This is a genomic window from Janthinobacterium sp. P210006 (assembly GCF_036231885.1).
GTDB classification, from domain to species: Bacteria; Pseudomonadota; Gammaproteobacteria; order Burkholderiales; family Burkholderiaceae_D; genus Janthinobacterium; species Janthinobacterium violaceinigrum.
In genome coordinates this window covers 1,340,044-1,363,829 of record NZ_JAZARD010000001.1, presented here as the reverse complement: position 1 = coordinate 1,363,829, position 23,786 = coordinate 1,340,044, and the positions used below count along the sequence as shown (strand labels likewise).

Below are 23,786 nucleotides of genomic sequence, written 5' to 3'. Positions count from 1 at the left end.
ATCTTGCTTGGCATCAATATGAAAAGCCCGCTCCTGTCCCATGCCTGCCTTGCCTCCGGACACACTTCCTGGCACTTGCCCCGACACGAGAGAAATCGCTTGTTTCTTGATAATAAGGTAATGTGCGCATACATCGGGCGCCTTCGCCCTGCCCTTTCAGGAAAGCTGCCCCATGTTTGGATTGATCACGCTGTTCATCCTAGGCTTGCTCATTACCGCCTTCGTGCTGGTGCTGCAATACCGCCGCAAGGTGGCGGATCTGGAATTGCTGACGGCGCGCCTGCGCAAGGAAGTCGACGGCATCCAGCAGCGCCTGCGGGCGCTGGAAGGCCCAGGCGAAGCGCCCGCTGCTGCCGCGCCCGCCGTAGTGAGCGCGGCGCCGCTGCCGGCACCATTGCCAATACCAGTACCGGCGCCTGTTGCGGTTGCCCCGCCGGTGCCTGCGCCGGCGCCGCCTGCCGCTCCCGTGCCGCAAGCGGCCGTGAGCGAGCCCGTCGCACTGGCAAAGGCCGCGCCAGCCGCCCCCTCCGCCCCGGCGCCATCGGCGCCGCCGCCCGCCAGGCCCGCCCCTGCCGCGCCGAATACCCCGTCCTGGATCGCCCGCCCCGATGGCCTCGTTGCCAAGGCGAAGAACTGGCTATTCACGGGCAACCTGGTGGCCAAGCTGGGCTTGCTGATCCTCTTCCTCGGCGTCAGCTTCCTGCTCAAGTATGTGTCGGCGCAGGTGACCGTGCCCATCGAACTGCGCCTGGCCGGCATTGCGCTGGCCGACATCGCCCTGCTGGCCTGGGCCTGGCGCATCCGCCTCAAACGCCCCGGCATCAGCCTGCCGCTGCAGGGCACGGCGCTGGCGATATTGATGCTGGTGACGTTTGGCGCCTTCCGCCTGTATGAGCTGATCCCGGCCGGCCTGGCGTTTGCCATGCTGTTCGTGCTGACGGCGTTCACCTGCCTGCTGGCCGTGCTGCAGAACGCCGTCTGGCTGGCCGTCTTCGGCATCGTGGGCGGCTTTGCCGTGCCCTTGCTCGTGTCGACGGGCAGCGGCAACCATATCGGCCTGTTCAGCTATTACGCGCTGCTCAATGCGGGCGTCTTCGCCATCGCCCTGCGACGCGCCTGGCGCGTCCTGAATGTGCTGAGCTTTGGCTTCACCTTTGTCGTCGCCACCACCTGGGGCCTGCTGCGCTACACGCCCGAGCACTACCTGTCGACGCAGCTGTTCCTGATCCTGTTCGTGCTGTTCTATGTCGGCATCGCCATCGCCTACTGCGCGCGCCAGGCGCCGCGCCTCAAGCACTACGTGGATGGCACCCTCGTCTTCGGCACGCCGCTGGCGGCCATGGGCCTGCAGTACGGCCTGGTGCGGCACTTTGACTTCGGCCTGGCGTTTTCCGCGCTGATTGCCGGCCTGTGCTACACGGGACTGGCCGTGGCGCTGTGGCGCAGGAATGGCTTCAAGCTGCTGGCCGAAGCCTTCCTCGCGCTGGGCATCGTCTTCGGCACCCTGGCCATCCCGTTCGCCCTCGACGGCCGCTGGACATCGGCCGCTTGGGCGCTGGAAGGCGCGGGCATCGTCTGGGTCGGCTTGCGCCAGCGCCAGACCCTGGCCTGGGCTTTCGGCCTGCTGGTCCAGGGAGCCGCCTGGCTTGCCTTCCTCGGCGCCATGGTGGAACTCGATACGGCAGCGGCCCTGCACGCCAACATCTGGCTGGGCTGCGCGCTGCTGGCCGCCGCCGCGCTGGTGATGGCCTACAATTTCCGCCGCCACGGCAGCCACTTGCATCCCGAGTTCATGAGCGGCCTGTCCGTGCTGTTCCTGACGGCCGCCACGGCCTGGCTGCTGGGCGGCATCTGGAGCGAAATCCTGCTGCGCACGGAAGCCGCCACGCAGCTGAACCTGCTCACCGTCAGCGCGCTGGCCGTGGCCGCGCTGCTGGCGTGGCTGGCGCGGCGCGAGCAATGGCATGCGCCGCGCGCGCTGCTGCTGGCCGTGCAGGTACTGGCCGGCATGATCATGCTCAGCCGCGCCAGCTGGTTCTGGGACCAGCATCCGGCCAGCCTGTTCGGCGGCTCCTTCCTCAGCGCACTGCTGCTGGGCGCCGCCGCCTTTGCCAGCGCCCGCTTCCTTGCGCTGCGCGCGCGCGGCGGCGACGAGCTGCTGGCCCTGGTCGCGCGCCCCCTGCTGGCCTGGAGCGGCTTGCTATGGTTTGCCGCCATCCTCGTGCCGCTCGTCAGCTGGCTGCTGCGCCTGATCGACGGCGACCTGTCCCTGCAGCCGCATGCGGGCGAGCACTGGCTGGCGCTGTACCTGATTGCCGTGTGCGTCACGACACCCGTGTTCGCCATCCTGGCGCGGCGCCTGGACTGGCCGCAGCTGCGCTGGTTCAGCGTGGCCGCCTGGCTCGGCCTGGGCCTGTGGAGCGCCAACCTGCTGCTGGCGCTGTACCTGCGCGACTACCTGCCCGGCGGCTTGAGCTGGCTGGCCCTGGCCAGTGCCCTGGCGGCCGGCGAATACCTGCTGCGGGCCTGGCCGCAAGCGGGCTGGCAACTCGATGCGCGCGCGCTGCGCCTGCTGCATACGCTGCGCACGGCAGCGCCATGGCTGATGCTGTGGCCCGTGGGTGCCATGCACGTGAACGCCTGGCTGGCGGGCCATGCCGGCAATGTCAGCCCCGCCTGGGCCCGCTACTTGCCGGCCTGGGCCATGATGCTGGCCCTGGCCTGGCTGATCCGCCGTTGCCGCACGGGCGCCTGGCCCGTGGCACCGATTGCGGCGTGGTACCAGCGCACCCTGATACCGCTGGGCGCGCTGTGGTCGCTGCTGCTGATCGCCGCGTGGAATATCGTCGACGACGGCGCCATGGCGCCCCTGCCCTATTTGCCGCTGCTCAATCCGCTGGACCTGAGCACGGGCTTTGCCATCCTGCTGGCCATAGCCAGCTACCGTTTGTTGCCAGCAAGCCAGGTCCCCCTGCCCGCCCTGTGGCAAGCACGTTTGCCCGCCGTGGCCGCCTGCTGCGTGTATGTCTGGTTCAACTTGATGCTGCTGCGTACGGTCTCGCACTACCTGGGCGTGCCCTACACCTTCGATGCCATGCTGGCCTCGCAGTTCGTGCAAGCGATGCTGTCGCTGGTATGGAGCGTCACGGCCCTGCTGCTGATGCGCCACGCGGCCCGCCAGCAGCGGCGCCAGCAGTGGAGCCTGGGCGCCGTGCTGCTGGGGCTGGTCGTACTGAAACTGTTCGCCATCGACCTGTCGAACGTGGGCGGCATCGAACGCATCGTGTCCTTCGTAGGCGTGGGCTTGCTGATGGTGTTGATCGGCTACCTGGCGCCTTTCCCCAAGGCTGCCGCACCGGCCGCGCCGGCCGCACCACAGCAAGGAGCCGCATGAAATCGTCACTCCTCTTTTGCAGCGTGCTGGTCATGGGTGCCGCGCTGGCCGCGCCAACGGGCCAGGCGCCGGACCGGCCACATGACTATGGCTGGAGCATGCCCGTGCATGTGCCCGCTGGCGCAGGCATCGTCCAGCTGCCCCTGCCCCGGGAAGTCTACCTGCACGCCAGTTCAGCCAGCCTGGCCGACGTGCGCCTGTTCGACGGCGACGGCAAGCGCCTGGCCTATGCCATGGTCGCGCCTTCCGCGCAATCGGCCACGCAGCGGACAAATATTGCCGCGCGTATCTTTCCCGTGACGGGCACGTCCAGCCTTGGCGTACAGGGCATCGATATCCACACGGCGGACGATGGCCGGCTGCTGTCGGTCAGCACGCGGGCCGGCACGACGGCCGGCACGGTCGCGCTGCAGGCGCTGATCCTCGACCTGGGCAAGCAGGCGCAAGGCAGCCGCATCGCCGCCCTGCGCTTCACGGCGCCGGCCCGCACGGACAATTACAGTGCGCAAGTGCTGCTGGAAGTAAGCGACGACCTGAAGCAATGGGACGCCATCGGCACCACTACCCTGAATTGGCTCAGCAACAACGACACGCAAACCCTGGCCAACGACAGCATCGCCTTCGCGCCGCGCGCGTTCCGCTATGCACGCCTGAGCTGGCAAGCGGGCGAACCGCGGGCCTTTGCGGCGATCGCGGCGCAAGCCGTCAGCGAAACGGAAGTCGCCGCGCCGCGCGCCGCCATCGTGCTGCAAGGCGTGCCCGGCCAGCAGGACCATGAATGGCGCTATCCCGCGCCCATCGCCATTCCCGCCGACAGCATCGCCCTGCAATTTACGCAAAGCAACGTGGTCTTGCCCGTGACCCTGGGCGTGTATCGCCAGAACAGCTACGTTCCCCGGCACCGCCTGCACCTGCGCCAGCAGACGCAACCGGTAAAAGGCCCGTATTTTGATGCCTTGCTGAGCACCACGTTTTACCGCATCGGCCTCGATGGCAAGGAAAGGATTTCGGGCGACCTTGCCATGCCCGTGACGCAGACGGCGCTGTGGGTCATGCAGACGCCGACTGAACACCCGCTCTCCGCCGGCAATGCGCCCGCCTTGCGCCTGGGCTGGACACCGGCCACCATGGTATTGCTGGCCAGCGGCAAGCCGCCCTATCAACTGGCATTCGGCAAGAGCGATGCGGCAGCCGTGGCGCAGCCGCTGTCGCAGGTGGCGCCCGGCTTCCAGGCCGATGAATTGCTGGCCCTCAAAACGGCCAGCACGGGACCGCTCCAGGCCAACGGAAGCAAGGCGCCCGCGCCCGTCGCCAGCCAGGGCGCAGCACCGTGGCGCCTGGCCGCGCTGTGGGGCGCCCTGCTGCTGGGCGTGGGCGTACTGGGCTTTTTTGCCTGGCGCTTGCTGACCCAGATGAAACAGGAGCAAACGGATCCGGAACAAGCGGGCCAGGAACAAGCCGACCAGGAGAAAACGGACGGCGGCAAGCAGCACGGCTAGCGGCCAGGAAGCGCCTGCTAACTGGCTTGCTGACTGACTAGCTTACTGGCCGACTAGGCTGACTGACTAACTGGCCGACTGGCCGACTGGCGCAACCGTATGCCGCAGCAGCGCCTTAAACGTCTGCGGCATCCAGGGACGCGCCGCCAGCATGAAGCTGATGGCCAGGCGTTCATCGCCAGGCAGGCGCGCGTCTTCCTGGTGTTGCTGCGAAAACTCCACTGCCACTTGCTTCAGGCGCTCCAGCAAGGCCGCCGTGGACTTCTTCGACAGCATCACGTTCACCAGGCGCAGCAATTCCGTCTCGCCATCGAATTGGGAATTCAAATAGTCGCCATACGCCTCCTGCTTGAAATACGTGTGGATGGGGCCGTTCGGTATCCACGCAAACGTGCGCGCCACCAGCAGTTTGACCCGGTTATTCGGCAGCAGTTCCAGAAAACCGATCTTGTCGAGCCGCAGCAGATATTTGACGGCTTGCGCTTCGCTGATGTCGTAGATGGCAACGATCTGTTCCAGCGGCAGCAAGTTCAGGGCGGAGACGGCCACCACGAACAGCCGGGTGTCTTCGATGATTTCCTTTTCCTGCGCATACGTCAGCCCCGTGATCAGGGTGGGCGCGGCCTGCGCCGTCTGCACGGCCTGCGCCAACTGCTGGAAATCGCTGCCGATGGCCACCAGGATCTGGTCCAGGCGCTGCAGCGTAAATTGCTTCTGCGAAAACATCCGCTTGACGCTGGCTTCGGAGACGCCGATGCGCTGGGCCAGCTCGGCATAGGTGACGGCGCGCGCCTTCAGCAGGCGTTTCAAGGCTTCGATCAGGGCGTGGGTTTGCGGCATGCACTTCCTTTATAAAAATAGCATCGGTTCAAGCGGCAAAAAAGTAGCACAATACGCTACCTGCGGTATGCCTGCCCGCTACGAGTAGCGTTTTCATTGACCAATTGCCCACAGTCTACAATGATGGCGTTGCCACTTGGCACACTTGAAGGAGAAACACATGAAACGCCTGCTGCCCCTCTGCCTGTCCCTGTCGCTGCTGACGTTCTCCATGGCCGCCCCCGGCCTGGCGCACGCTGCCGCGTCCGAGAACCTGTCGAAAGGCTCGCAAAACCTGAGCCAGGGTTCCGCCATCGTTGTCGCCGGTTCCATGTCGATGCTGGTCGCATCCGGCCAGGTGGTGGTCGCCAGCGTGGAGACGGTAGGCGAAGGCATCGTCATCGTGCTCAAGGGTGCTTCCGAAGCGGGCGGCGCTTCCATCCAGATGAGCACGCAAGCGGCCAAGGGCCTGTCGCTGGCTGCCGGCACGGTGGTCAATGTGGTGGCGCTGTCCACCGGCCATATGCTGGTGCTGTCCGGCAAGGCCATCGCCTTCATCCCCAACGAACTGGGCAAGGCACTGCTGCACCACTCCAAAGTGTAACCATCAACAATGAAGAATAGACATCCCATGAAACATCTGCTCGCCACCGCCCTGCTGTGCGCCACCACCCTGGCGCCGCTGGCCCAGGCCGCCAATTCCGACACCACCAACGCGTCCGACAACGCCAGCATGGCCTCGGCCATCGTGCTGGTCGGTTCCATGTCGGTACTGGCCGCCGCCGGTGAAGTGGTCGTCGACAAGGTGGAAGATGTGGCCGACGGCAGCGTGCTGGTGCTGAGGAGCGCAGCCAGGGGCGCGTCTTCCGCCGCCACGGCTTCCGTCAAGCTGAGCCAGAAGGCCATGCAAGGCCTGTCGCTGGCGGCCGGCACCGTCGTCAACGTGGTGGCCGTCTCCACGGGCCACATGCTGGTGCTGTCGGGCAAGACCATCGCCTATGTGCCGAATGCAGCCGGCCAGGCCATCCTCCACCATTCGAAAGCGTGAACCCCATGAAACGCCTGACCGTGATTGTCATCAGCCTGGCCCTGGCCGGCGGCGCCCATGCGGGGCGCTCGTGCGAGGAAAAGCAAACGGATGCATCCACCCTCGTCAAGTCGATGGACCTGGCGCAAAAGACCCTGCAAGCGCTCGATGGCTCGGGCGCGCAGGTGGCGCTGGTGGCGCGCGCCGGGCAGGACCTGTCGAAATACAATCTGCGCTATTCGCACATGGCGCTGGCCTGGCGCGACCACCCGAAAGGGCGCTGGCTGGTCGTGCATGAACTCAATGAATGCGGCACGGCGCAATCATCGCTGTACAACGAAGGCTTGGGCAATTTCTTCATGGATGACGTGTTCATGTATGAAACGCTGATCCTGGTCCCGGGCCAGGATACGCAGCAGCAACTGGTGCGCCTGCTGACCAGCAACACGCCGAAGCGCCTGCATGAGCCGCACTACAATATGCTGGCCTACCCGTTTTCCACCAAGTACCAGAACTCGAACCAGTGGGTGCTGGAAACCTTGGCTGCCGCCAGCAACGAGCCGGGCAAGATCGAAACGCGGGCCGAAGCGCAAGGCTGGCTGCGCAGCGCCAGCTATGCGCCGCAAACGCTCAGCATACCCGCCGCCACGCGCCTGGGCGCGCGCATGTTCCGCGCCAATATCGCCTTCGACGACCATCCGTTCGAGCGCCGCATGACGCGCCAGATCGACGTCGTCACCGTGGACTCCATCGTGCGCTTCATGCGCCAGCGCGAGCCGCAGATACAGGAAATCGTGGTGCGGGGAAATTAGAACCGCTGCAGCAGGCGAAACAGCGGGCCGATCAGCAATACCAGCACCACCATGCGCGCCACGTGAAAGGCCGTGACGATGGGCACGCCCAGGTGCAGGGTCTTGGCCGTCAGCGACATCTCCGCGATGCCGCCGGGCGAAGTGGCCAGGATGGCCGTGCCGGGATGGATGGCCAGCCAGTGCGACAGGCCCAGTCCGAAGGCGGCCGCCAGCAACAGCATGAGCATGGCGCACAGGGCCACGCTGGCCAGGTAGCGGGGGGCCGCATGGAGGAAGGCGGGGCTGAAGCGCGTGCCCAGCGCTATGCCGATGAACAGCTGGCCCGCGCGTATCATCCACTCGGGCAGGCGCGACAGATGGATGCCGCAGGCCGTCAGCAGCAGTGCCGCCAGCAGCGGGCCGATGACCCAGGCATTGGGCAGCCGGCCCCGTTTGCATGCGAGAGCGCCCGATACGGTGACGAGTATCAGCAGCGCCAGCCCGCCATAATCAACCAGCGCGGCGCCGGGCACGAAGCTTTCATGTCCCGCTTCCAGCCCGTGGCTGCCCCAGTAGCGCACGCCGAACGGGATGGTCGCCACCACCAGCATCATGCGCAGGCTGTGCGCGGCGGCCACCTTGCCCACGTCGGCGCCATGGCGCTCGCTCTGCACCGCCATCTCGGACGCACCACCGACGGCCATGGCAAAAAAGGCGGTGGCGTGGTCGACGCCGGACAGGCGCCGCAGCAGCATGGCGCCCGCAGCGCCCAGCGCCAGCGCGAACAGCACGGCGCCGGCGATCCACGGCGTGTAGTCGAGCAGCACGACCAGCACGGGCGCCGTGAAATACAGGCCCAGCGCCGTGCCGATGGCCCACTGGCCCGCCTCGCGCACGCGCACGGGGCAAGCCAGTTCGCGCCCCGCCAGGCGCAGCCCCGCCGTGGCAAACAGGGGGCCGATCATCCACGGCAGCGGCGTGTGCAGCCACAGGCAGATGGCGGCGCCCGCCAGGCCGGCGGCCAGCGCGGCGCCGACGGCGCGCCAGCGTGGCCACCACGGCACCGTTAAAACACCCAGAGCTTGTCGGCCGGCATATGCAGCCAGTACTTGCCCGCTTCAAGCTTGTGGCGCGAATAGGCGCGCAGGCTGATGTTCTCGGCGCCGCCGCGCTCGAACAGGCATTCCCAGCGGTCGCCCAGGTACATGCAGGTCAGTAGCGGCAGCTCGATGGCATTGTCCACCTGCGTGGCACTGATCTTCACTTCCTCGACGCGTATCATGGTCGTCACCTCCGTGCCCACGTTGGCGCCGCGCGCCACGCCCTGCATGGAGGCGCCGTCGACCAGCAGGCGCACCTGGTTGCCTTCGCGCTGCACCACCTTGCCGGGCAGGCGGTTGTTACTGCCCATGAATTCGGCCGTAAACAGCGTGTCCGGCGTTTCATACATGCTTTGCGGCGTGCCCTGCTGCTCGATCTTGCCGTTATTGAGCAGCAAAATGCGGTCGGAAATGGCCATCGCCTCGCCCTGGTCATGCGTCACCATCAGGGCCGACAGGCCCAGGCGCACGATCAGTTCGCGCAGGAAGGCGCGCGCTTCCTCGCGCAGCTTGGCGTCGAGGTTCGACAGCGGTTCGTCGAGCAGGATCACGGGCGGGTTGTACACCAGCGCCCTGGCGATCGCCACGCGCTGCTGCTGGCCGCCGGACAACTGGTGCGGATAGCGTTCGCCCAGGTGCCCCAGGCCCAGCTGCGTCAGCACTTCCTTGATGCGCGCGGCGATTTCCGTGCTGCCCATCTTGCGCAATTTGAGGCCATAGGCGACGTTGTCGAACACCGTCTTGTGCGGCCACAGCGCGTACGACTGGAACACCAGGCCCAGGTTGCGGTGCTCGGCCGGCATCTCGAAGTGTTTCGCGCCCTCGTAGACATTGCGCTCGCCGATCTGGATGGTGCCCGCCTTCGGGCTTTCCAGCCCCGCGACGGCGCGCAGCAAGGTGGTCTTGCCGCTGCCCGAAGGCCCCAGCAAGGCGACCACTTCGCCCTTTTTCAGGTGCATCGAGACCCCCTTCAGGATCTGGTTGGCGGAAGCGCCGGTGCCGTAGTCCAGGTACAGCTCATTGACGGTCAGTTCATTCATGATGTGGTCTCAGTTCTTGTATTTAGTTGTGCAACTCAGTTGTGTAACTTGACGCCAAAGCGCAGCGCGATGCCCAGGCCGATGGCCACCAGGGTGATGTTGATGAAGGACAGCGCCGCCACCAAGTCGGTCGAACCGCCTGCCCACAGCGACACCAGCATGGCGCCGATCACTTCCGTGCCCGGCGAGAGCAGGTACACGCCCGTCGAATATTCGCGCTCGAAGATCAGGAAGACCATCAGCCAGGCGCCCAGCAAACCGTACTTGATCAGCGGCAGGGTCACGTCGCGCGTCACCTGGCCGCGGCTGGCGCCGACGGCGCGCGCCGCCTCTTCCAGCTCCGGCCCCACCTGCAGCAGCGCGGTGGAAATGAGGCGCATGCCGTAGGCCATCCACACCACCGAATATGCGAGCCACAGGGCGAAGATCGTCGAGCGCAGTTCGCGCAGCACGGGGATCACATGGCCGCTGAGCCACAGGGCCACGCCGTTGTCCATGCCCTTGAGCATGCCGTCGAGCCAGGCCGGCACGAACAGGAACACCCACAGGAAGGACAGGCCGGCCAGCAGGCCCGGCACGGCGCGCGGCACCAGCACGCTGTAGTCGAGCAGGCGCGTGATGCCGTCCTGCTTGCGGTGCATGGCCAGCGCGATGAAGCTGTAGCAGCCCACGGCCAGGGCGCCGCCGACGACGCCGATCAGGATGGTGTTGACGATGCCGCGCACCAGCGAGGGCTGGTCGAAGATATCGCGGAAATGCTGCAAGGTCAGCACGTCGGCCAGGTGCACGCCCTCGCCCCAGTACTGCACGAAGGAGCGCAGCACGATGCCCGTCAACGGCAGGATGATGGTGAAGATCAGCCAGCCCGCCAGCAAGGCGAACGCCAGCCACTTCCAGCGGCCCAGCGGCATGGCCTTGCTGCGTGCGCCCTTGCCCTTGATCGACACGTATTTATTGGCGGACTTGAGCAGCCAGCGCTGTATCATCACCAGCGGCATGGTCACCATCACCAGGCAGACGGCGACGGCTGCCATCAGGTGGTACGACGGCGTGCCCAGCTTGTTCGTCAATTTGTACAGATAGGTCGGCAGCACCAGGTGGCCTTCCGGGTCGCCCAGCACCAGCACCAGGCCGAACACTTCGAAGCCGAGGAAGAATACCAGCACGCCCGCATACGCGAGCGCCGGCATGATCATCGGCAGCGACACATTGAGCATCACCTGGACGGGCGAGGCGCCGGCCACGCGGGCCGCTTCTTCCACGTCCGAGCCCAGGCTTTTCAGGGCCGACGAGGCATACAGGTAGACGTGCGGCACGTGCGTCAGGCCGGCGATGATGACGATGCTGGTGAACGAATAGATATTCCAGGGCACGAAGCCGAGCAGCTCCTTGGCCCAGATCGAATAAAAGCCCACGGGGCCCATCGAGACGACGTAGCCGAAGCCCATCACCATCGGCGAGACGAAGATGGGCACCAGCAGCATGGGCGCGACCCAGCCGCGGCCCGGCAAGTCGGTGCGCACCATCAGGAAGGCCAGCATGCCGCCCAGCGGCACGGCGATGACGGTCAGGCCGAAGGCCAGCATCAGGCCATTCTTGAAGGCCATGGAGAAATCGGGATCATCGAAGATGAAACGGTAGGAATCAAAGCCGAATTCGCGCACGGGCATGAAGAACGGCGCGTTCAAAAAGCTCTGGTAAAAAATCAGGAAGAGCGGCAGGAAGATGGCGATCAGCGTGATCGTCACGACCACGCCGCGCGGCCAGTTCAGGCGCGACAAGGGAGAGCGCGACCGTGCAGGCAGCGGCAGGATGGCAGTTTGCATGATGAATCCAATGAATGAAGGGTGCGGCGTGCGCCCGCAAGCCAGGCTCGCGGGCGGCTAAGTCGGCGTTATTTTTTGCCGGCTGTTTCTTTCCATTGCTTCAGGAAGGCCATGCGCTTGGCAGGTCCCAAAAATTGCAGGATGATCGGGTGCACGGGAATCGGCTTGACGTTGGCCGCGCCGATTTCCTTGATCAGTTCAGCCGACGTCGTTTCGCCCGTGACATCGGCGCGGATGGCGAACAGCTTGGCGCCGTTGGCGATGATGGTCTGGCCGCGGTGCGACAGCACGTAATCGAGCCACAGCTTGCTGGCGTTGACGTTCTTCGCGTTCTTGTTGATGAACTGCACGCGCGACAGGATCAGGGTGTAATCCTTGGGCAGCACCACGCCGATCGACGGATCGGTCTTGGCGCGCACCAGCGCATAGGAGCCGAGCACGTTGTAGCCGATCAGGTTTTCACCGGACGAGATGCGCTCCATCATGGTGCCCGTCGACGACTGCACGCGCACCTTGGCCGTGCCGAACGCGTTTTGCAGCGCCAGGAATTGCGGGTATTCCTTGGCATCCTGCGCCATGAACATGAAGCCCACGCCCGATTTCTCGATGTCGTAGGTGGTGACCTTGTCCTTGAATTTCGGCGTGGCGATCAGCTTGACGAAATCATCGTGGTTCTTCGGCACTTCCTTCGGATCGAGCAGTCGCTTGTTGTAGACGATGGCGGCCGGCTCGAACGTGGTGCCGTACGCCTGGTCGTCCCACATGGCCCAGCCGGGAATCTTGGCCGCTTCCACGGATTTGTATTTCAGTGCATAGCCATCGGAGGCCAGGCGCATCTGCAAGTCCATCGCCGACGACCACATCACGTCGGCCGTGTTGCCGCCGGCGGCCACTTCGGAAATGAAGCGGTTGTACACTTCGGTGGAATTCATGTCGTTGTATTCGACCGTGATGCCCGGGTACAGGGCGCTGAAATCCTTGATCAGCGGCGCGGCGGCCTTGCTGTCGGTGGCGCTGTAGATCACGACCTTGCCTTCCTTCTTGGCCGCATCGATGATCTTCTGGTAGTCGGCCGGATAGCCGGCCGGCACTTGCGCGAAAGCGGCGCCGGCCAGGCTGGCAAACGCGGTGGCAAGGGCGGCTTGAAGCAGGGTCTTGGTTTGCATGGGGTTGTCTCCGTCTGTGAAATAGATTTTTTTAAAATGGGATGCCGTTCAGCGCATGAGTCCAAGTTCCGTGGCCTGCCGCGCATATTCGTCGACGGCCTTCCTGACATACGCGGTCAGCTTCGGTCCCGTCAGGGCGAACGGATACAGGCCGGCCTGCGCGCGCCATTCGGCGAACTGCGGCGTGGCCATCGCGCGGTCGAACGTGGCGACCCAGCGCTGGTAGTCCGCCTCGGGCACCTGCGGCCCCATCCACACGCCGCGGATGATGGGCCAGACCACGTCGACGCCCTGCTCGCGCGCCGTCGGCACGCCGGCCAGCACGCCCGGCAGGCGCTTTTCCGCCAGCACGGCCAGCACGCGCGCATGGTTGGCGCTGGCGTTCAGGGTGGCTTCGGACGTGTCGCCCGAGACCACCTGCACGTAATCGGCCTGCATCGCCGTGAACACTTCGCCGCCGCCTTCCAGTGCGACGAAGCGCAGCACTTTCGGATCGATGCCCGCATGGCGCGCCACCAGCGCCATCTTCAGCCAGTCCTGGCTGCCGATGGTACCGGAGACGCCGATCAGCACCTTGTCCGGATGCTGGCGCAGCGCGGCAATCAGGTCGGCCAGCGTCTTGTAGGGCGAATCGCTGCGCACGGCGATCATGCCGTAGTCGGCGCCCAGCGCCGCCACCCAGCGCACGTCGCCCGCCTTGGCATTGCCGAACTTGCCCTGGGCCAGATTGAGCAGCGAGCCGCCCGAAAACGCCACCAGGGTGTTCGGCTCCGCGCGGCGCCGTTGCGATGCCATCGAATGCCAGGCCACGGCACCGATGCCGCCGGGCAGATAACTGATGCGCATCGGCGCCAGGGCGGCTGCCGCGCCCTCCTGCGCCAGGCCTTTTTTCGCCAGCTTGCAGGTCAGGTCCATGGCGCCGCCCGGTTTGGACGGCACCACGCACTCGACCGGTGCGGACGCCTGCGCCCCCGCCACGGCAGGCAGCAGGCACAGCAAGGACAGCAACAGGGAGCGCAGCATCGTCATGGCTTAGAAGCGGTGCTGGATGCCGGCGATCAGGCCGCGCTGCGTGTCGCCGAAACCGGCATCGTCGCGCGACAGGCTGACCAGCTGGTTGTGCTTGGCCTTGGCGTAGGCGCCGGCCACATACAGGTCGGTGCGCTTGGACAGGGCATAGCGCAGGCGCGCCACGTACATGATCGGATCGGCATCGAGGTTGGCGGCCACGTTTTTCACGTCCTGGTAGTAGATCACGCCCGTCAGGGTGATGACCGGCGTGGTCTTGTAGCTGACGCCGCCCCAGTACAGGGTGCCGCGCACGTCGGCCTTGCCGGCGGCAGCGGGATCGAGCTTGTAGTCGCGCGCTGCTGCCTGCACTTTCCACGGGCCGTCGTCATACATGGCGCCCAGGTGGTACACGGTGGTCTTGTCGCGCGCGCCGCCGGCGATGGCGTTGCCGTTGACTTGTTCATACGTGGCCAGCAGGCTGACAGGTCCCGCCTTGTAGGTGACGGCGGTCGACAGCTTGGCGCTGTCCGAGGCGCCCGTCGTCTGTTCGCCGAAGCCGTACGATGCGCCGTAGCTGAAATCGCCCGTCTTGCCCGAGTACTTGACCATGTTGTCGAAGGCCGTCGTCATGCCGTACTTGCTCGGGCCCGACGCGTTGCCCGAAGTGGCCCACGAGTAGTACGGCGCATACGCCATCGGATCGAACGGCAGCACGAAGTCATACACGGTGGTGAACGAGCGGCCCAGCACGACGCGGCCGAATGCGCCTTCCAGGCCCACGTTGGCCTGGCGCTTGAACAGCGCGCCGTCGGCAGCGCCCGTGTCGACCAGGATGCCGCCTTCCAGATTGAACACGGCTTTCAGGCCGCCGCCCAGGTCTTCGCTGCCCAGGATGCCCCAGCGCGAGGTGTTCATGCCGCCCGAGCTCACTTGCGTCATCGAGCTTTTGTTCGGACCGGCGTTGCTGGTGGTGCTGACGCCCGCGTCCAGGCGGCCGTACAGGGTGACGTTCGATTCGGCCTGGGCGCTGCCGGCAGCGGCGAGGACCGCCATGGCGGCCAGCGAGAATGCAGTTTTCTTCATGTAGAGTGTCTCCCTTAGATATAGTTATTAGTGATATGCCTGATCAATTTCATGAATCAGGATCACACTATATGAGCGCGATCCTTTCAATTCGCTTTCAGACTGACAGGTGTCGCCGGCCAGCCACAAGCAATACCAACAAATTCATTGCCGCCCCTGTCGGCGCAGCGCCGGCAGGCTTACACTGCATCCATTCAAACGAATGGCGGAGACCATGCGCATATTATTAGTGGAAGACCATCTGGAGCTGTCGCACTGGCTGGCAAAGGCCCTGCGCGACGCGCACCTGACGGTGGAGACCGCCCACAACGGCGCCGATGCCGACGCCCTGCTGCACACGCAGGAATACTCATTGGTGCTGCTCGACCTGACCCTGCCGAAGATGGACGGCCTGGACGTGCTGCGCCGCCTGCGCGCGCGCGGCGGCACGCGCGGCAAGACTCCCGTCATGATACTGACGGCGCGCGGCGGCCTCGATGAAAAAGTACAGGGCCTGAACCTGGGCGCCGACGACTACATGGCCAAGCCGTTCGAGCTGGCCGAACTGGAAGCGCGCGTGAAAGCCCTGCTGCGCCGCAGCCAGGGCAACGAAGCGCTCGTGCACACCTGCGGCGCCCTCAGTTTCGATACCGTCACGCGCATGTTCAGCTATGGCGGCGCGGCGCTGGCGCTCACGCCGCGCGAACACGCCGTGCTCGAAGCGCTGATCACGCGCTCCGGGCGCGCCGTATCGAAGGAAAAACTGTTCGACGAAGTCTTCGCGCTGGCCGACGACGCCAACCTGGACGCCATCGAACTGTACATCCACCGCGTGCGCAAGAAGCTCGAAAACGGCGTGGAAAGCGGCTCGCCCGACGGCGCCGTCATCACCACGCTGCGCGGCATCGGCTACCTGCTGCAGCCGCGCAGCGCCATGGCGCCGGCCGCGCCGAAATGAGCGCCGCCATGCAGCACCCGCGCCCGCCCCTGCTCGAGCGCCTGCGCCGGCGCTGGACGCAGGGCCGGCCGCTGGGCAGCCTGCGCAGCCAGTTGCTGCGCTGGCTGCTCATCCCGCTGGTGATGCTGGTGCTGCTGGACGCCGTGTTCGTCTACCGCAACGCGCTCGACGCGGCCGACATGGCCTACGACCGCTCCCTGCTGGCGTCGACGCGGGCGCTGGCCGAGCGCGTCTCCATCGTGGGCGGCAAGGTGGTGGCCGAAGTACCCTACGTGGCGCTCGACAGCTTCGAGACCGACACCCTGGGCCGCATCTACTACAAGGTCACGGGCATCAATGGCGAACTGGTCTCGGGCTACGGCGACCTGCCGCCCGTGCCGAAGAACGTGCCCCGCTCGCAGAACTATCCGGCCCTGGTGCGCTTCTACCACGCCGACTACCACGGCAAGCCGATCCGCATCGCGGCGCTGCTGCAACCCGTGTATGACGATTCGATGCGCGGCATCGCCCTGATCCAGGTGGCCGAGACGCTGGACGCGCGGCGCGGCCTGTCGAACCAGATCCTGTTCGATACCCTGAGCTGGCAGGCAGCGATGATACTGGTGATGGGCGCCCTCGTGTGGTTTGCCGTGCGCCTGGTGCTGCAGCCGCTGATGCGCCTGAAAACGGAAGTCGAGACGCGCACCCTGTCCGACCTGTCCGACGTCGATCCCGCGCTCGTGCACCGCGAAATGCGCCCGCTGGTGAGCGCCATGAACGGCTCCATGTCGCGCCTGCAGCAGCTGATCGCCAGCCAACGCCGTTTCATCGCCGACGCCTCGCACCAGCTGCGCACGCCGCTGACGGTGCTGAAAACCCAGGCCGAACTGGCCATGCGCGAATGCGACCGCCAGGCGGGTGCGCCGGCCGACATGGCCGCCCTGCGCGACATCGTGCGCTCGATCGCCGCCACCACCGATTCGACCGTGCTGCTGGCCAACCGCCTGCTGACCCTGGCCCGCATCGAGCATGGCGGCGACAGCCTGGCCATGGATACCGTGCCGCTGCGCGACGTGGCGCAGCAGGTAGGGCTGGAAATGGCCATGGCCGCCGTCGGCAAGCATATCGACCTGTCGCTGGAAGCGCCCGACGAAGCGCCCGTGCATGGCCAGGCCCTGCTGCTGCACGAACTGGTGGCCAACCTGGTCGACAATGCGCTGCGCTACACGCCGCACGGCGGCAACGTGACCCTGCGCGTGCGCGTGCTGGAAACGGATGGCGCCGGCACTGAAACGGTGCTGGAAGTGGAAGACAGCGGCGCCGGCATCCCGCCGGCCGAACGCGAGCGCGTATTCACGCCGTTCTACCGCGTGGGCGCGGCGCTCGAGAGCAACCCCGGCGGCGCCGGACTGGGCCTGGCCATCGTGCGCGACATCGCCGCCCTGCACGGCGCCCGCCTGACGCTGGCGACGGCGGCAAATGGCCACGGATTGAAGGTCAGCGTGCATTTCGGCGGCGCCGCATGATGGCCCGCACAGATAGTTCTTCGATAGCAGCTGTTGCCTAAAAACAACACGTGATTTATTTCTAATATTTTTTAAATAATTGCCTTACATAAACATATTCATCCCTATACAATTCGGCTCCCATTAAGCGGCGAGACAGTCTCTCCGCATTAATTACCTAGGATCAATATGAAAAAGCAATTGTTTGCAGTAGTCGCAGGCGCCGCCCTGGCATTCCCTTTGTTCGCCCAAGCTGAAGGCGCATACATCGGCGCTAACGTCGGCCGTTCGGAATTGAAACTGTCGATCGACCAAGAAGGTACGAACAAGAAGAGCAACACCGGCTACAAAGCTTACGCTGGCTACGATTTCACGCAAAACTTCGGCGCAGAAGCCGGCTACGTCGACTTCGGCAAGGTAAACCGCACCATTGACGGCACGACGCTGGAAGCAAAAAGCCATGCATTCTACGCCGCCGCTACCGGCACCCTGCCGCTGAACGAACAGTTCTCGCTGTTCGCCAAAGCTGGTGTATCGCAAAACCGCACCAAAATCAGCATCAGCGATGCGACCGGTAGCGAATCGAAAAACAAGACGTCCGCCATCTTTGGTATCGGCGCAGCATACAACATCAGCAAAAACCTGTCGGCTGTGGCGGAATACGAAAACTTCGGCAAAGTTGCCAGCGAAGGCGGCGACAAACTGAAAGCCGACCTGCTGTCGATCGGCCTGCGCTACAAGTTCTGATTCGCGCTTGCGTGAATGAATGTCCGGCCGGTTGAATGGCGGATAAAAAAACCGGCTGCAAAGCCGGTTTTTTTATGGGCGCATGGCGCGCCATGGGCGCCGATGTTAAGATCGCGCCCTGAGATTTTAATGAAGGCAGACTGCCATGATGACCAAAGAAGACGTAAGCGAACTGTTCTCCAATATCGCCGAAAACGCGCCGTGGGACTTGACCCAGCCGCTGCTGTGGGGCTATTACTTCACCAATCCCACGTCCGAACCGCTGGAGCAGGCCGCCTCCCTGCTGGCCATCCAGGGCTACCGTCCCGTGGAACTGTACCAACCGGAACTCGACGACCCGGCGGCACCGCCCGTGTGGGTGCTGCACGTGGAAAAAGCCGAAGTGCATGGCGTCGACAGCCTGCACGCGCGCAATGGCGAACTGATGGCGTTCGCCCAGGAAAACCAGCTGGCCAGCTATGACGGCATGGACGTGGGCCCCGTCGGCGCACCCGCCGCGCCGCAGCTGTAAGGCAGTCATCGGATGAAAAAACGGCGCCCGCGGGCGCCGTTTTGCATGGATCGCCGCAAACGGTCAGCTGAGGTTTTCCAGGCGGATCTTGGTGACCGTGCCCACCACGCTGTTGAGCGCTTCCATCTTTTCGATGGCGGCCGTGACGTTCTTTTCCTGCGTCTGGTGCGTCAGCATGATGATGTCCGTATGCGTCTCGCCTTCGGCCGGCTCTTTTTGCAGCATGGCGTCGATCGAGATGCTGCGCTCGGCCAGGATGCGCGTCAGGTCGGCCAGCACGCCCGGCTGGTCGGCCACGTGCATGCGCAGGTAGTAGCTGGTCGTGATTTCCGACATCGGCAGGATGGCGATGTCGGTCATCGCGTTCGGCTGGAACGCCAGGTGCGGCACGCGGTGTTCCGGATCGGCCGTGGCCAGGCGCGTGATGTCGACCAGGTCGGCGATCACCGACGAGGCAGTCGGCTCGGCGCCCGCACCGCGGCCCGAGTACAGGCTGGCGCCGACGGCGTCGCCATGCACCAGCACCGCATTCATGGCGCCTTCCACATTGGCGATCAGGCGCTTGGCCGGGATCAGGGTCGGATGCACGCGCAGCTCGATGCCTTCCACGCCATTGACGGTGGCGCGCTTGGTGATGCCCAGCAGCTTGATGCGGTAGCCCAGCTGCTCGGCGTAGCGGATATCGACGGCATTGAGGTTGCTGATGCCTTCCACATAGGCCTTGTCGAACTGCACCGGGATGCCGAAGGCGATGGCCGACATGATGGTGGCCTTGTGCGCGGCATCGACGCCTTCGATGTCGAAGGTGGGGTCGGCTTCCGCGTAGCCCAGTTCCTGCGCCTGTTTCAGCACGGTGGCGAAATCGAGGCCCTTGTCGCGCATCTCGGACAGGATGAAATTGGTGGTGCCGTTGATGATGCCGGCGATCCATTCGATGCGGTTGGCCGTCAAGCCTTCGCGCAGCGCCTTGATGATGGGGATGCCGCCCGCAACGGCCGCTTCGAAGGCCACCATCACGCCCTTGTCCTGGGCGGCGGCGAAGATTTCATTGCCGTGCACGGCCAGCAGCGCCTTGTTGGCCGTGACCACGTGCTTGCCGTTGGCGATCGCCTGCATCACCAGGGTTTTCGACAGGTCGTAGCCGCCGATCAGTTCGACGACGATGTCGATCTCGGGATCGTTGACGATCAGGTGCGGGTCGTTGACGACCTTGCAGGCGCCCGCGACCAGGGCTTCGGCACGCGCCACGTCGCGCACGGCGACGGCGACGACTTCGATGCCGCGGCCCGCGCGGCGCTTGATTTCTTCCTGGTTGCGCTTCAGGACGCTGAACGTGCCGTAACCAACATTGCCCAGGCCCAGCAGGCCGATCTTGATGGATTTCATAGTGTGCTTGACTGCTCATAAGTGGCGCCCCGTTGTGCGGCGCCAGGTTGATCGATATTGCTACTGGCCGGCTCAGCCCCGGCTGTGACGCTTGCGGTAACCTTCGAGGAAGCGCGCAATGCGGCCCATGGCCTCGGTCAGGTCATCGGAATTGGGCAGGAAGACGACGCGGAAATGGTCGGGCGCGATCCAGTTGAAGCCCGTGCCCTGCACGATCAGGACCTTCGCTTCGGCCAGCAATTCATAGGCAAACTGCTGGTCGTCGGCAATCGGGTAGATCTCCGGGTCCAGGCGCGGGAACATGTACAGCGCGGCCTTCGGCTTGACACAGGTGACGCCCGGAATATCGGTCAGCAGCTTGTGCGCCAGGTCGCGCTGTTTCAACAGGCGCCCGCCCGGCCCCACCAGGTCTTGTATGCTCTGGTAGCCGCCCAGCGCCGTCTGGATGGCAAACTGCCCCGGCGCGTTGGCGCACAGCCGCATCGAGGCCAGCATGTTGAGGCCTTCGATGTAATCCTTGGCGTGGCGCTTTTCGCCCGAGACCACCATCCAGCCGGAGCGGTAGCCGCAGGAGCGGTAATTCTTCGACAGGCCGTTCATGGTGATGAACAGCACGTCGTCGGCCAGCGAGGCGATCGACACGTGCTCGGCTTCGTCGTACAGCACCTTGTCGTAGATCTCGTCGGCGAAAATGATCAATTGGTGCTGGCGCGCCAGTTCGACGATCTGCAGCAGCACGGACACCGGGTACAGCGCGCCCGTGGGATTGTTCGGGTTGATGACGACGATGGCCTTGGTGTGCGGCGTGATCTTGCGGCGCATGTCCTCGATGTCGGGATACCACTCGTTCTGCTCGTCGCACACATAATGCACGGGATTGCCGCCCGACAGGCTGACGGCGGCCGTCCACAGCGGGTAATCGGGCGCCGGCACCAGCACTTCGTCGCCGCTGTTGAGCAGCGCGTTCATCGACATGACGATCAGTTCCGAGGCGCCGTTGCCCAGGTAGATGTCATCGATGGTCACGCCGGCGATATTCTTGCTCTGCGTGTAGTGCATGACGGCCTTGCGCGGCGCGAACATGCCTTTCGAATCCGTATAGCCGGCCGCATTCTGCAGGTTGAGCATCATGTCGCGCACGATCTCGTCGGGCGGATCGAAGCCGAATACGGCCAGGTTGCCGATATTGAGCTTGGTGATCTTGTGGCCTTCTTCTTCCATTTGCCTGGATTTTTCCAGGACCGGGCCGCGGATGTCATAGCAGACGTCCGCCAATTTATTCGATTTCTGAATCGGTCGCAAAATAAATCCCTGTCGTGATGCGGCGCGGAGAACCAAGCTTGCAGCATGGTAGCCGCGCCAGAACTGTGAACCCGTGAAACTGCAATGCGAAAGACTGCAAGGCGAAAACAACCATTCTCGCCGAAAACAGGCCATTTTATCAAATTAAACATGGTGAACCGCCGCATTTGACGCCGATTCTGCCACGCCGGGCCATTTGAACGGCAAGCGGGCGGGCGCCCTCTTCATCTTCCCTTAATCTTGCCCCATTACCATGGTACAAGCACGCACTGCCGCTGTGGCGCCGAACATTGCGATTTGGAAAGGATGTTGCTTTTTAGTCGCTCTTTTCTGTCATTTATGGCATGCTTACGCCCTTGGCCGCGGCCCCCAGTTTGGCCCCGCGCGTACCGATCAACCGACACGACCAGCCCCCCGATATCGCCATGAAACTCCATGCCAGCAGCACCCAACAATACCAGACTGTCACCGGCTATGACGAAAACGGCGTCGAGATCAATGCCCAGCCGTACAACTACAGCCTGATCGTCATGCCGGAAACGCCGCCACGCGCGTGGGAAGTGGCCAGTTTCGAGCAGCTGAACGAGGCGCATTTCGCACAGATCCTGGCCGACGCCCCCGACGTGGTCATCCTCGGCACGGGCGAACGCCAGCGTTTCGTGCATCCGAAACTGACGGCCGCGCTGACCATGCGCCGCATCGGCGTCGAATGCATGGATAGCCAGGCAGCTTGCCGCACATACAACATCCTGATGGGCGAAGGCCGCAAGGTCACCCTGGCCCTGATCCTGGCCCCGGGCGCGGGCAGCGCTGCATGAAGCTCAACATTAACGAACTGCACTCGTCGCGGGTGCTGATGTGGTCCCTGCTGGGCATCTTCATCGTCGTCACCCTGTATGCGCTGGGCGTGCGCACCCTGGTACCGCCCGACGAGGGCCGCTACGCGGAGATGGCGCGCGAAATGTTCGTCACGGGCGACTGGATCACCACGCGCCTGAACGGCATCAAATACTTTGAAAAACCGCCGCTGCAAACGTGGATGAATGCGCTGACCTTTGCCGCCTTCGGCCTGGGCGAATGGCAGGCACGCCTGTGGACTGGCCTGTGCGGCATCATCGGCGTATGCATGACGGCGTATGCGGGCAAGAAAGTGTTCGGTCCCCGCGTGGGCCTGTATGCGGGCCTGGTGCTGGCGTCGAGCCTGTTCTGGCTCGCTTCCGGCCAGATCAATTCGCTGGACATGGGCCTGTCGGGCATGATGACGCTCACCCTGGGCAGCCTGCTGGTGGCCCAGCGCGACGAGGCGACGGCGCGCGAGCGGCGCAACTGGATGCTGGCCTGCTGGGCCAGCATGGCGCTGGCCGTGCTGGCAAAAGGGCTGATCGGCATCGTGCTGCCGGGCGCCGTGCTGGTGCTGTATTCGCTGTGCGCGCGCGACTGGCGCATCTGGACGCGCTTGCACCTGGTCAAGGGCTTGCTCGTCTTCTTTGCCATCGCCACGCCATGGTTCGTGCTGGTCGCCCTGCGCAATCCGGAACAGCCGCATTTCTTCTTCATCCACGAGCACTTCCAGCGCTTCCTGATGAAGGGACACAAGCGCGAAGGCGCCTGGTACTACTTCCTGGTCCTGCTGATTCCCGGCATCCTGCCATGGATAGGCGTGCTGCCGCAAAGCCTGGCCGCCGCCTTCAAGCGCCAGGATGGCGCTTTCCAGCCCCGTTTGATGCTGCTGGTCTGGGCCGTCTTCATTTTCTTCTTCTTCAGCTATTCGACCTCGAAGCTGCCCGGCTACATCGTGCCCATCTTCCCCGCGCTGGCGCTGATGGTGGCGCTGTACCTGGAATCGGCCTCGCGCCGCCAGCGCATGCTGGCCGCCGGCCTGCTGTGCGTGCTGGGCGCGGCCATCCTGATCGGCGGACCGATCGCGTTCGGCAAGGCCAGCGCACGCGATGCGCAAGCCCTGATCGCGCTCAAGGGCTACCAGCCCTGGCTGATGGCGGCCGGCTTCTTCGCCCTGGCCGGCGGCGCCCTGGCCCTGCTGCATGCGCGCCAGTTACGCCGCGACATGACCGTGCTGACGATCGCCGGTGCCGGCTTCCTGGCCACGCACTGCATCCTGGCCGGCTCCGAACTGTATGGCCAGAACCGCGCCGGCACGGACATGCTGCCGCAGATCCAGGCGGAACTGACGGCCGATACCAAGCTGTACTCGGTAGGCATCTATGAACAGTCGCTGACCTATTATCTGCAGCGGCCCGTGATCCTCGTCGATTACTGGGATGAGTTCACGTTTGGCCTGAAACAGCAGCCCGAACTGTCGATGCCGACCATCGAGCCCTTCATTACGCAGTGGACCAGCGATGCCAATGCCGGCGTGCACGACATGGCCATTATCAGCCTGAACCGTTACAAGGATTTGCAGCAACGTGGCGTGCCCATGCGTGTCATTGCCGAAGATGCGCGCCGCATGGTCATTGCCAACAAATAAATATGTAACTGGGGCGCGAGGCAGTACGGCTCGCGCCCCACGGCCAGCTTTGCCCCGCCCCCGCACCAGCAGGATTTTTCACCGCTGAATGGGCTGCGCCACCATACTAACGATATAAAATAGCCATGCCTGCCGGCGGCCCTGACCGTACTGGCAGCCTTGGCGATACCGATAC

Annotated in this window: 20 protein-coding genes; 11 read left to right on the top strand and 9 right to left on the bottom strand. The window is 64.6% G+C overall.

All coding sequences use genetic code 11. The features are described from left to right. Positions 1 to 172 precede the first annotated feature (172 nt). Both VPH41_RS06065 and VPH41_RS06060 read left to right on the top strand, forming a co-directional pair. Complete coding sequence (locus VPH41_RS06065) at positions 173 to 3,394, top strand: DUF2339 domain-containing protein (RefSeq protein ID WP_328569291.1); 3,222 nt, start codon at positions 173 to 175, stop codon at positions 3,392 to 3,394. Beyond that, on the top strand, positions 3,391 to 4,893 hold the full coding sequence (locus tag VPH41_RS06060) for a DUF3999 family protein (protein WP_328569290.1): 1,503 nt from the start codon (positions 3,391 to 3,393) through the stop codon (positions 4,891 to 4,893). The genes VPH41_RS06065 and VPH41_RS06060 overlap by 4 nt, the downstream gene beginning before the upstream one ends. A 66-nt stretch (positions 4,894 to 4,959) precedes the next feature. Here VPH41_RS06060 and VPH41_RS06055 read toward each other — a convergent pair whose 3' ends face one another. Continuing rightward, positions 4,960 to 5,733 carry a helix-turn-helix domain-containing protein gene (locus VPH41_RS06055; protein WP_328569289.1) on the bottom strand — a complete coding sequence of 258 codons (774 nt, stop codon included), beginning with the start codon at positions 5,731 to 5,733 and terminating at the stop codon, positions 4,960 to 4,962. 160 nt (positions 5,734 to 5,893) lie between these two features. On the opposite strand from VPH41_RS06055, the gene VPH41_RS06050 reads away from it, so the two are divergent. From VPH41_RS06050 to VPH41_RS06040, 3 genes are read left to right on the top strand one after another with little or no spacing between them, the layout of a single operon-like run. Beyond that, positions 5,894 to 6,316, top strand: coding sequence for a hypothetical protein (locus tag VPH41_RS06050; RefSeq protein ID WP_152256869.1), 423 nt, complete (start codon positions 5,894 to 5,896; stop codon positions 6,314 to 6,316). A gap of 27 nt (positions 6,317 to 6,343) precedes the next feature. Further along, positions 6,344 to 6,760: a hypothetical protein gene (locus tag VPH41_RS06045; protein ID WP_328569288.1), complete on the top strand. Its 417-nt coding sequence runs from the start codon at positions 6,344 to 6,346 to the stop codon at positions 6,758 to 6,760. Between the two features lie 5 nt (positions 6,761 to 6,765). Further along, a complete protein-coding gene (locus VPH41_RS06040; protein WP_328569287.1) occupies positions 6,766 to 7,551 on the top strand; it encodes a DUF2145 domain-containing protein in 786 nt (261 codons plus the stop codon). Here VPH41_RS06040 and VPH41_RS06035 read toward each other — a convergent pair. The 6 genes from VPH41_RS06035 to VPH41_RS06010 all read right to left on the bottom strand — a co-directional run bounded on the left by VPH41_RS06035 (position 7,548) and on the right by VPH41_RS06010 (position 14,756). Beyond that, a complete protein-coding gene (locus VPH41_RS06035) occupies positions 7,548 to 8,594 on the bottom strand; it encodes an AbrB family transcriptional regulator (RefSeq protein ID WP_328569286.1) in 1,047 nt (348 codons plus the stop codon). The two genes, VPH41_RS06040 and VPH41_RS06035, sit on opposite strands and share 4 nt — an antisense overlap. Before the next feature lie 2 nt (positions 8,595 to 8,596). Then, positions 8,597 to 9,670, bottom strand: a complete 1,074-nt coding sequence (locus VPH41_RS06030; RefSeq protein WP_328569285.1) for an ABC transporter ATP-binding protein — start codon at positions 9,668 to 9,670, stop codon at positions 8,597 to 8,599. A gap of 35 nt (positions 9,671 to 9,705) precedes the next feature. After that, positions 9,706 to 11,496 carry an ABC transporter permease gene (locus tag VPH41_RS06025; protein WP_152281182.1) on the bottom strand — a complete coding sequence of 597 codons (1,791 nt, stop codon included), beginning with the start codon at positions 11,494 to 11,496 and terminating at the stop codon, positions 9,706 to 9,708. Positions 11,497 to 11,564: 68 nt separating this feature from the next. Then, positions 11,565 to 12,662, bottom strand: coding sequence for an ABC transporter substrate-binding protein (locus VPH41_RS06020; RefSeq protein ID WP_152281183.1), 1,098 nt, complete (start codon positions 12,660 to 12,662; stop codon positions 11,565 to 11,567). 48 nt (positions 12,663 to 12,710) lie between these two features. Beyond that, positions 12,711 to 13,691 (bottom strand): Bug family tripartite tricarboxylate transporter substrate binding protein, encoded by a 981-nt coding sequence (locus VPH41_RS06015; RefSeq protein WP_328569284.1) that lies wholly within the window; start codon positions 13,689 to 13,691, stop codon positions 12,711 to 12,713. A gap of 3 nt (positions 13,692 to 13,694) precedes the next feature. After that, on the bottom strand, positions 13,695 to 14,756 hold the full coding sequence (locus tag VPH41_RS06010; RefSeq protein ID WP_328569283.1) for a porin: 1,062 nt from the start codon (positions 14,754 to 14,756) through the stop codon (positions 13,695 to 13,697). 214 nt (positions 14,757 to 14,970) lie between these two features. On the opposite strand from VPH41_RS06010, the gene VPH41_RS06005 reads away from it, so the two are divergent. From VPH41_RS06005 to VPH41_RS05990, 4 genes are all read left to right on the top strand, one after another. Further along, entirely contained in the window at positions 14,971 to 15,693 is a 723-nt protein-coding gene (locus tag VPH41_RS06005; protein ID WP_035827948.1) for a response regulator, read from the top strand. 8 nt (positions 15,694 to 15,701) lie between these two features. Further along, positions 15,702 to 17,198 carry a sensor histidine kinase gene (locus tag VPH41_RS06000; protein WP_328569282.1) on the top strand — a complete coding sequence of 499 codons (1,497 nt, stop codon included), beginning with the start codon at positions 15,702 to 15,704 and terminating at the stop codon, positions 17,196 to 17,198. Positions 17,199 to 17,366: 168 nt separating this feature from the next. Continuing rightward, entirely contained in the window at positions 17,367 to 17,924 is a 558-nt protein-coding gene (locus VPH41_RS05995) for an outer membrane beta-barrel protein (protein WP_328569281.1), read from the top strand. A gap of 145 nt (positions 17,925 to 18,069) precedes the next feature. Continuing rightward, complete coding sequence (locus tag VPH41_RS05990) at positions 18,070 to 18,435, top strand: ribonuclease E inhibitor RraB (RefSeq protein ID WP_328569280.1); 366 nt, start codon at positions 18,070 to 18,072, stop codon at positions 18,433 to 18,435. Positions 18,436 to 18,498: 63 nt separating this feature from the next. Here the strand turns inward: VPH41_RS05990 and VPH41_RS05985 are convergent, their stop codons facing one another. Both VPH41_RS05985 and VPH41_RS05980 read right to left on the bottom strand, forming a co-directional pair. After that, entirely contained in the window at positions 18,499 to 19,821 is a 1,323-nt protein-coding gene (locus VPH41_RS05985) for a homoserine dehydrogenase (protein WP_152281187.1), read from the bottom strand. 72 nt (positions 19,822 to 19,893) lie between these two features. Then, positions 19,894 to 21,123 carry a pyridoxal phosphate-dependent aminotransferase gene (locus VPH41_RS05980; RefSeq protein ID WP_152281188.1) on the bottom strand — a complete coding sequence of 410 codons (1,230 nt, stop codon included), beginning with the start codon at positions 21,121 to 21,123 and terminating at the stop codon, positions 19,894 to 19,896. A gap of 425 nt (positions 21,124 to 21,548) precedes the next feature. On the opposite strand from VPH41_RS05980, the gene VPH41_RS05975 reads away from it, so the two are divergent. Together VPH41_RS05975 and VPH41_RS05970 are read left to right on the top strand one after the other, a co-directional pair. Next, positions 21,549 to 21,941 (top strand): Mth938-like domain-containing protein, encoded by a 393-nt coding sequence (locus VPH41_RS05975; protein WP_152256882.1) that lies wholly within the window; start codon positions 21,549 to 21,551, stop codon positions 21,939 to 21,941. Then, positions 21,938 to 23,611 carry a glycosyltransferase family 39 protein gene (locus VPH41_RS05970; RefSeq protein ID WP_328569279.1) on the top strand — a complete coding sequence of 558 codons (1,674 nt, stop codon included), beginning with the start codon at positions 21,938 to 21,940 and terminating at the stop codon, positions 23,609 to 23,611. The genes VPH41_RS05975 and VPH41_RS05970 overlap by 4 nt, the downstream gene beginning before the upstream one ends. The last annotated feature ends 175 nt before the right edge of the window (positions 23,612 to 23,786 follow it).

Bases quoted from the DNA above. Each gene is read 5' to 3' on its own strand.
- VPH41_RS06055 (WP_328569289.1), bottom strand. From the start codon at position 5,733: ATGCCGCAAACCCACGCCCTGATCGAAGCCTTGAAACGCCTGCTGAAG.
- VPH41_RS06020 (WP_152281183.1), bottom strand. From the start codon at position 12,662: ATGCAAACCAAGACCCTGCTTCAAGCCGCCCTTGCCACCGCGTTTGCC.
- VPH41_RS06025 (WP_152281182.1), bottom strand. From the start codon at position 11,496: ATGCAAACTGCCATCCTGCCGCTGCCTGCACGGTCGCGCTCTCCCTTG.
- VPH41_RS05995 (WP_328569281.1), top strand. From the start codon at position 17,367: ATGAAAAAGCAATTGTTTGCAGTAGTCGCAGGCGCCGCCCTGGCATTC.
- VPH41_RS06060 (WP_328569290.1), top strand. From the start codon at position 3,391: ATGAAATCGTCACTCCTCTTTTGCAGCGTGCTGGTCATGGGTGCCGCG.
- VPH41_RS06015 (WP_328569284.1), bottom strand. From the start codon at position 13,691: ATGACGATGCTGCGCTCCCTGTTGCTGTCCTTGCTGTGCCTGCTGCCT.
- VPH41_RS06050 (WP_152256869.1), top strand. From the start codon at position 5,894: ATGAAACGCCTGCTGCCCCTCTGCCTGTCCCTGTCGCTGCTGACGTTC.
- VPH41_RS05975 (WP_152256882.1), top strand. From the start codon at position 21,549: ATGAAACTCCATGCCAGCAGCACCCAACAATACCAGACTGTCACCGGC.
- VPH41_RS06040 (WP_328569287.1), top strand. From the start codon at position 6,766: ATGAAACGCCTGACCGTGATTGTCATCAGCCTGGCCCTGGCCGGCGGC.
- VPH41_RS06005 (WP_035827948.1), top strand. From the start codon at position 14,971: ATGCGCATATTATTAGTGGAAGACCATCTGGAGCTGTCGCACTGGCTG.
- VPH41_RS06010 (WP_328569283.1), bottom strand. From the start codon at position 14,756: ATGAAGAAAACTGCATTCTCGCTGGCCGCCATGGCGGTCCTCGCCGCT.
- VPH41_RS06000 (WP_328569282.1), top strand. From the start codon at position 15,702: ATGCAGCACCCGCGCCCGCCCCTGCTCGAGCGCCTGCGCCGGCGCTGG.
- VPH41_RS06030 (WP_328569285.1), bottom strand. From the start codon at position 9,670: ATGAATGAACTGACCGTCAATGAGCTGTACCTGGACTACGGCACCGGC.
- VPH41_RS06065 (WP_328569291.1), top strand. From the start codon at position 173: ATGTTTGGATTGATCACGCTGTTCATCCTAGGCTTGCTCATTACCGCC.
- VPH41_RS06045 (WP_328569288.1), top strand. From the start codon at position 6,344: ATGAAACATCTGCTCGCCACCGCCCTGCTGTGCGCCACCACCCTGGCG.
- VPH41_RS05985 (WP_152281187.1), bottom strand. From the start codon at position 19,821: ATGAAATCCATCAAGATCGGCCTGCTGGGCCTGGGCAATGTTGGTTAC.
- VPH41_RS05990 (WP_328569280.1), top strand. From the start codon at position 18,070: ATGATGACCAAAGAAGACGTAAGCGAACTGTTCTCCAATATCGCCGAA.
- VPH41_RS05970 (WP_328569279.1), top strand. From the start codon at position 21,938: ATGAAGCTCAACATTAACGAACTGCACTCGTCGCGGGTGCTGATGTGG.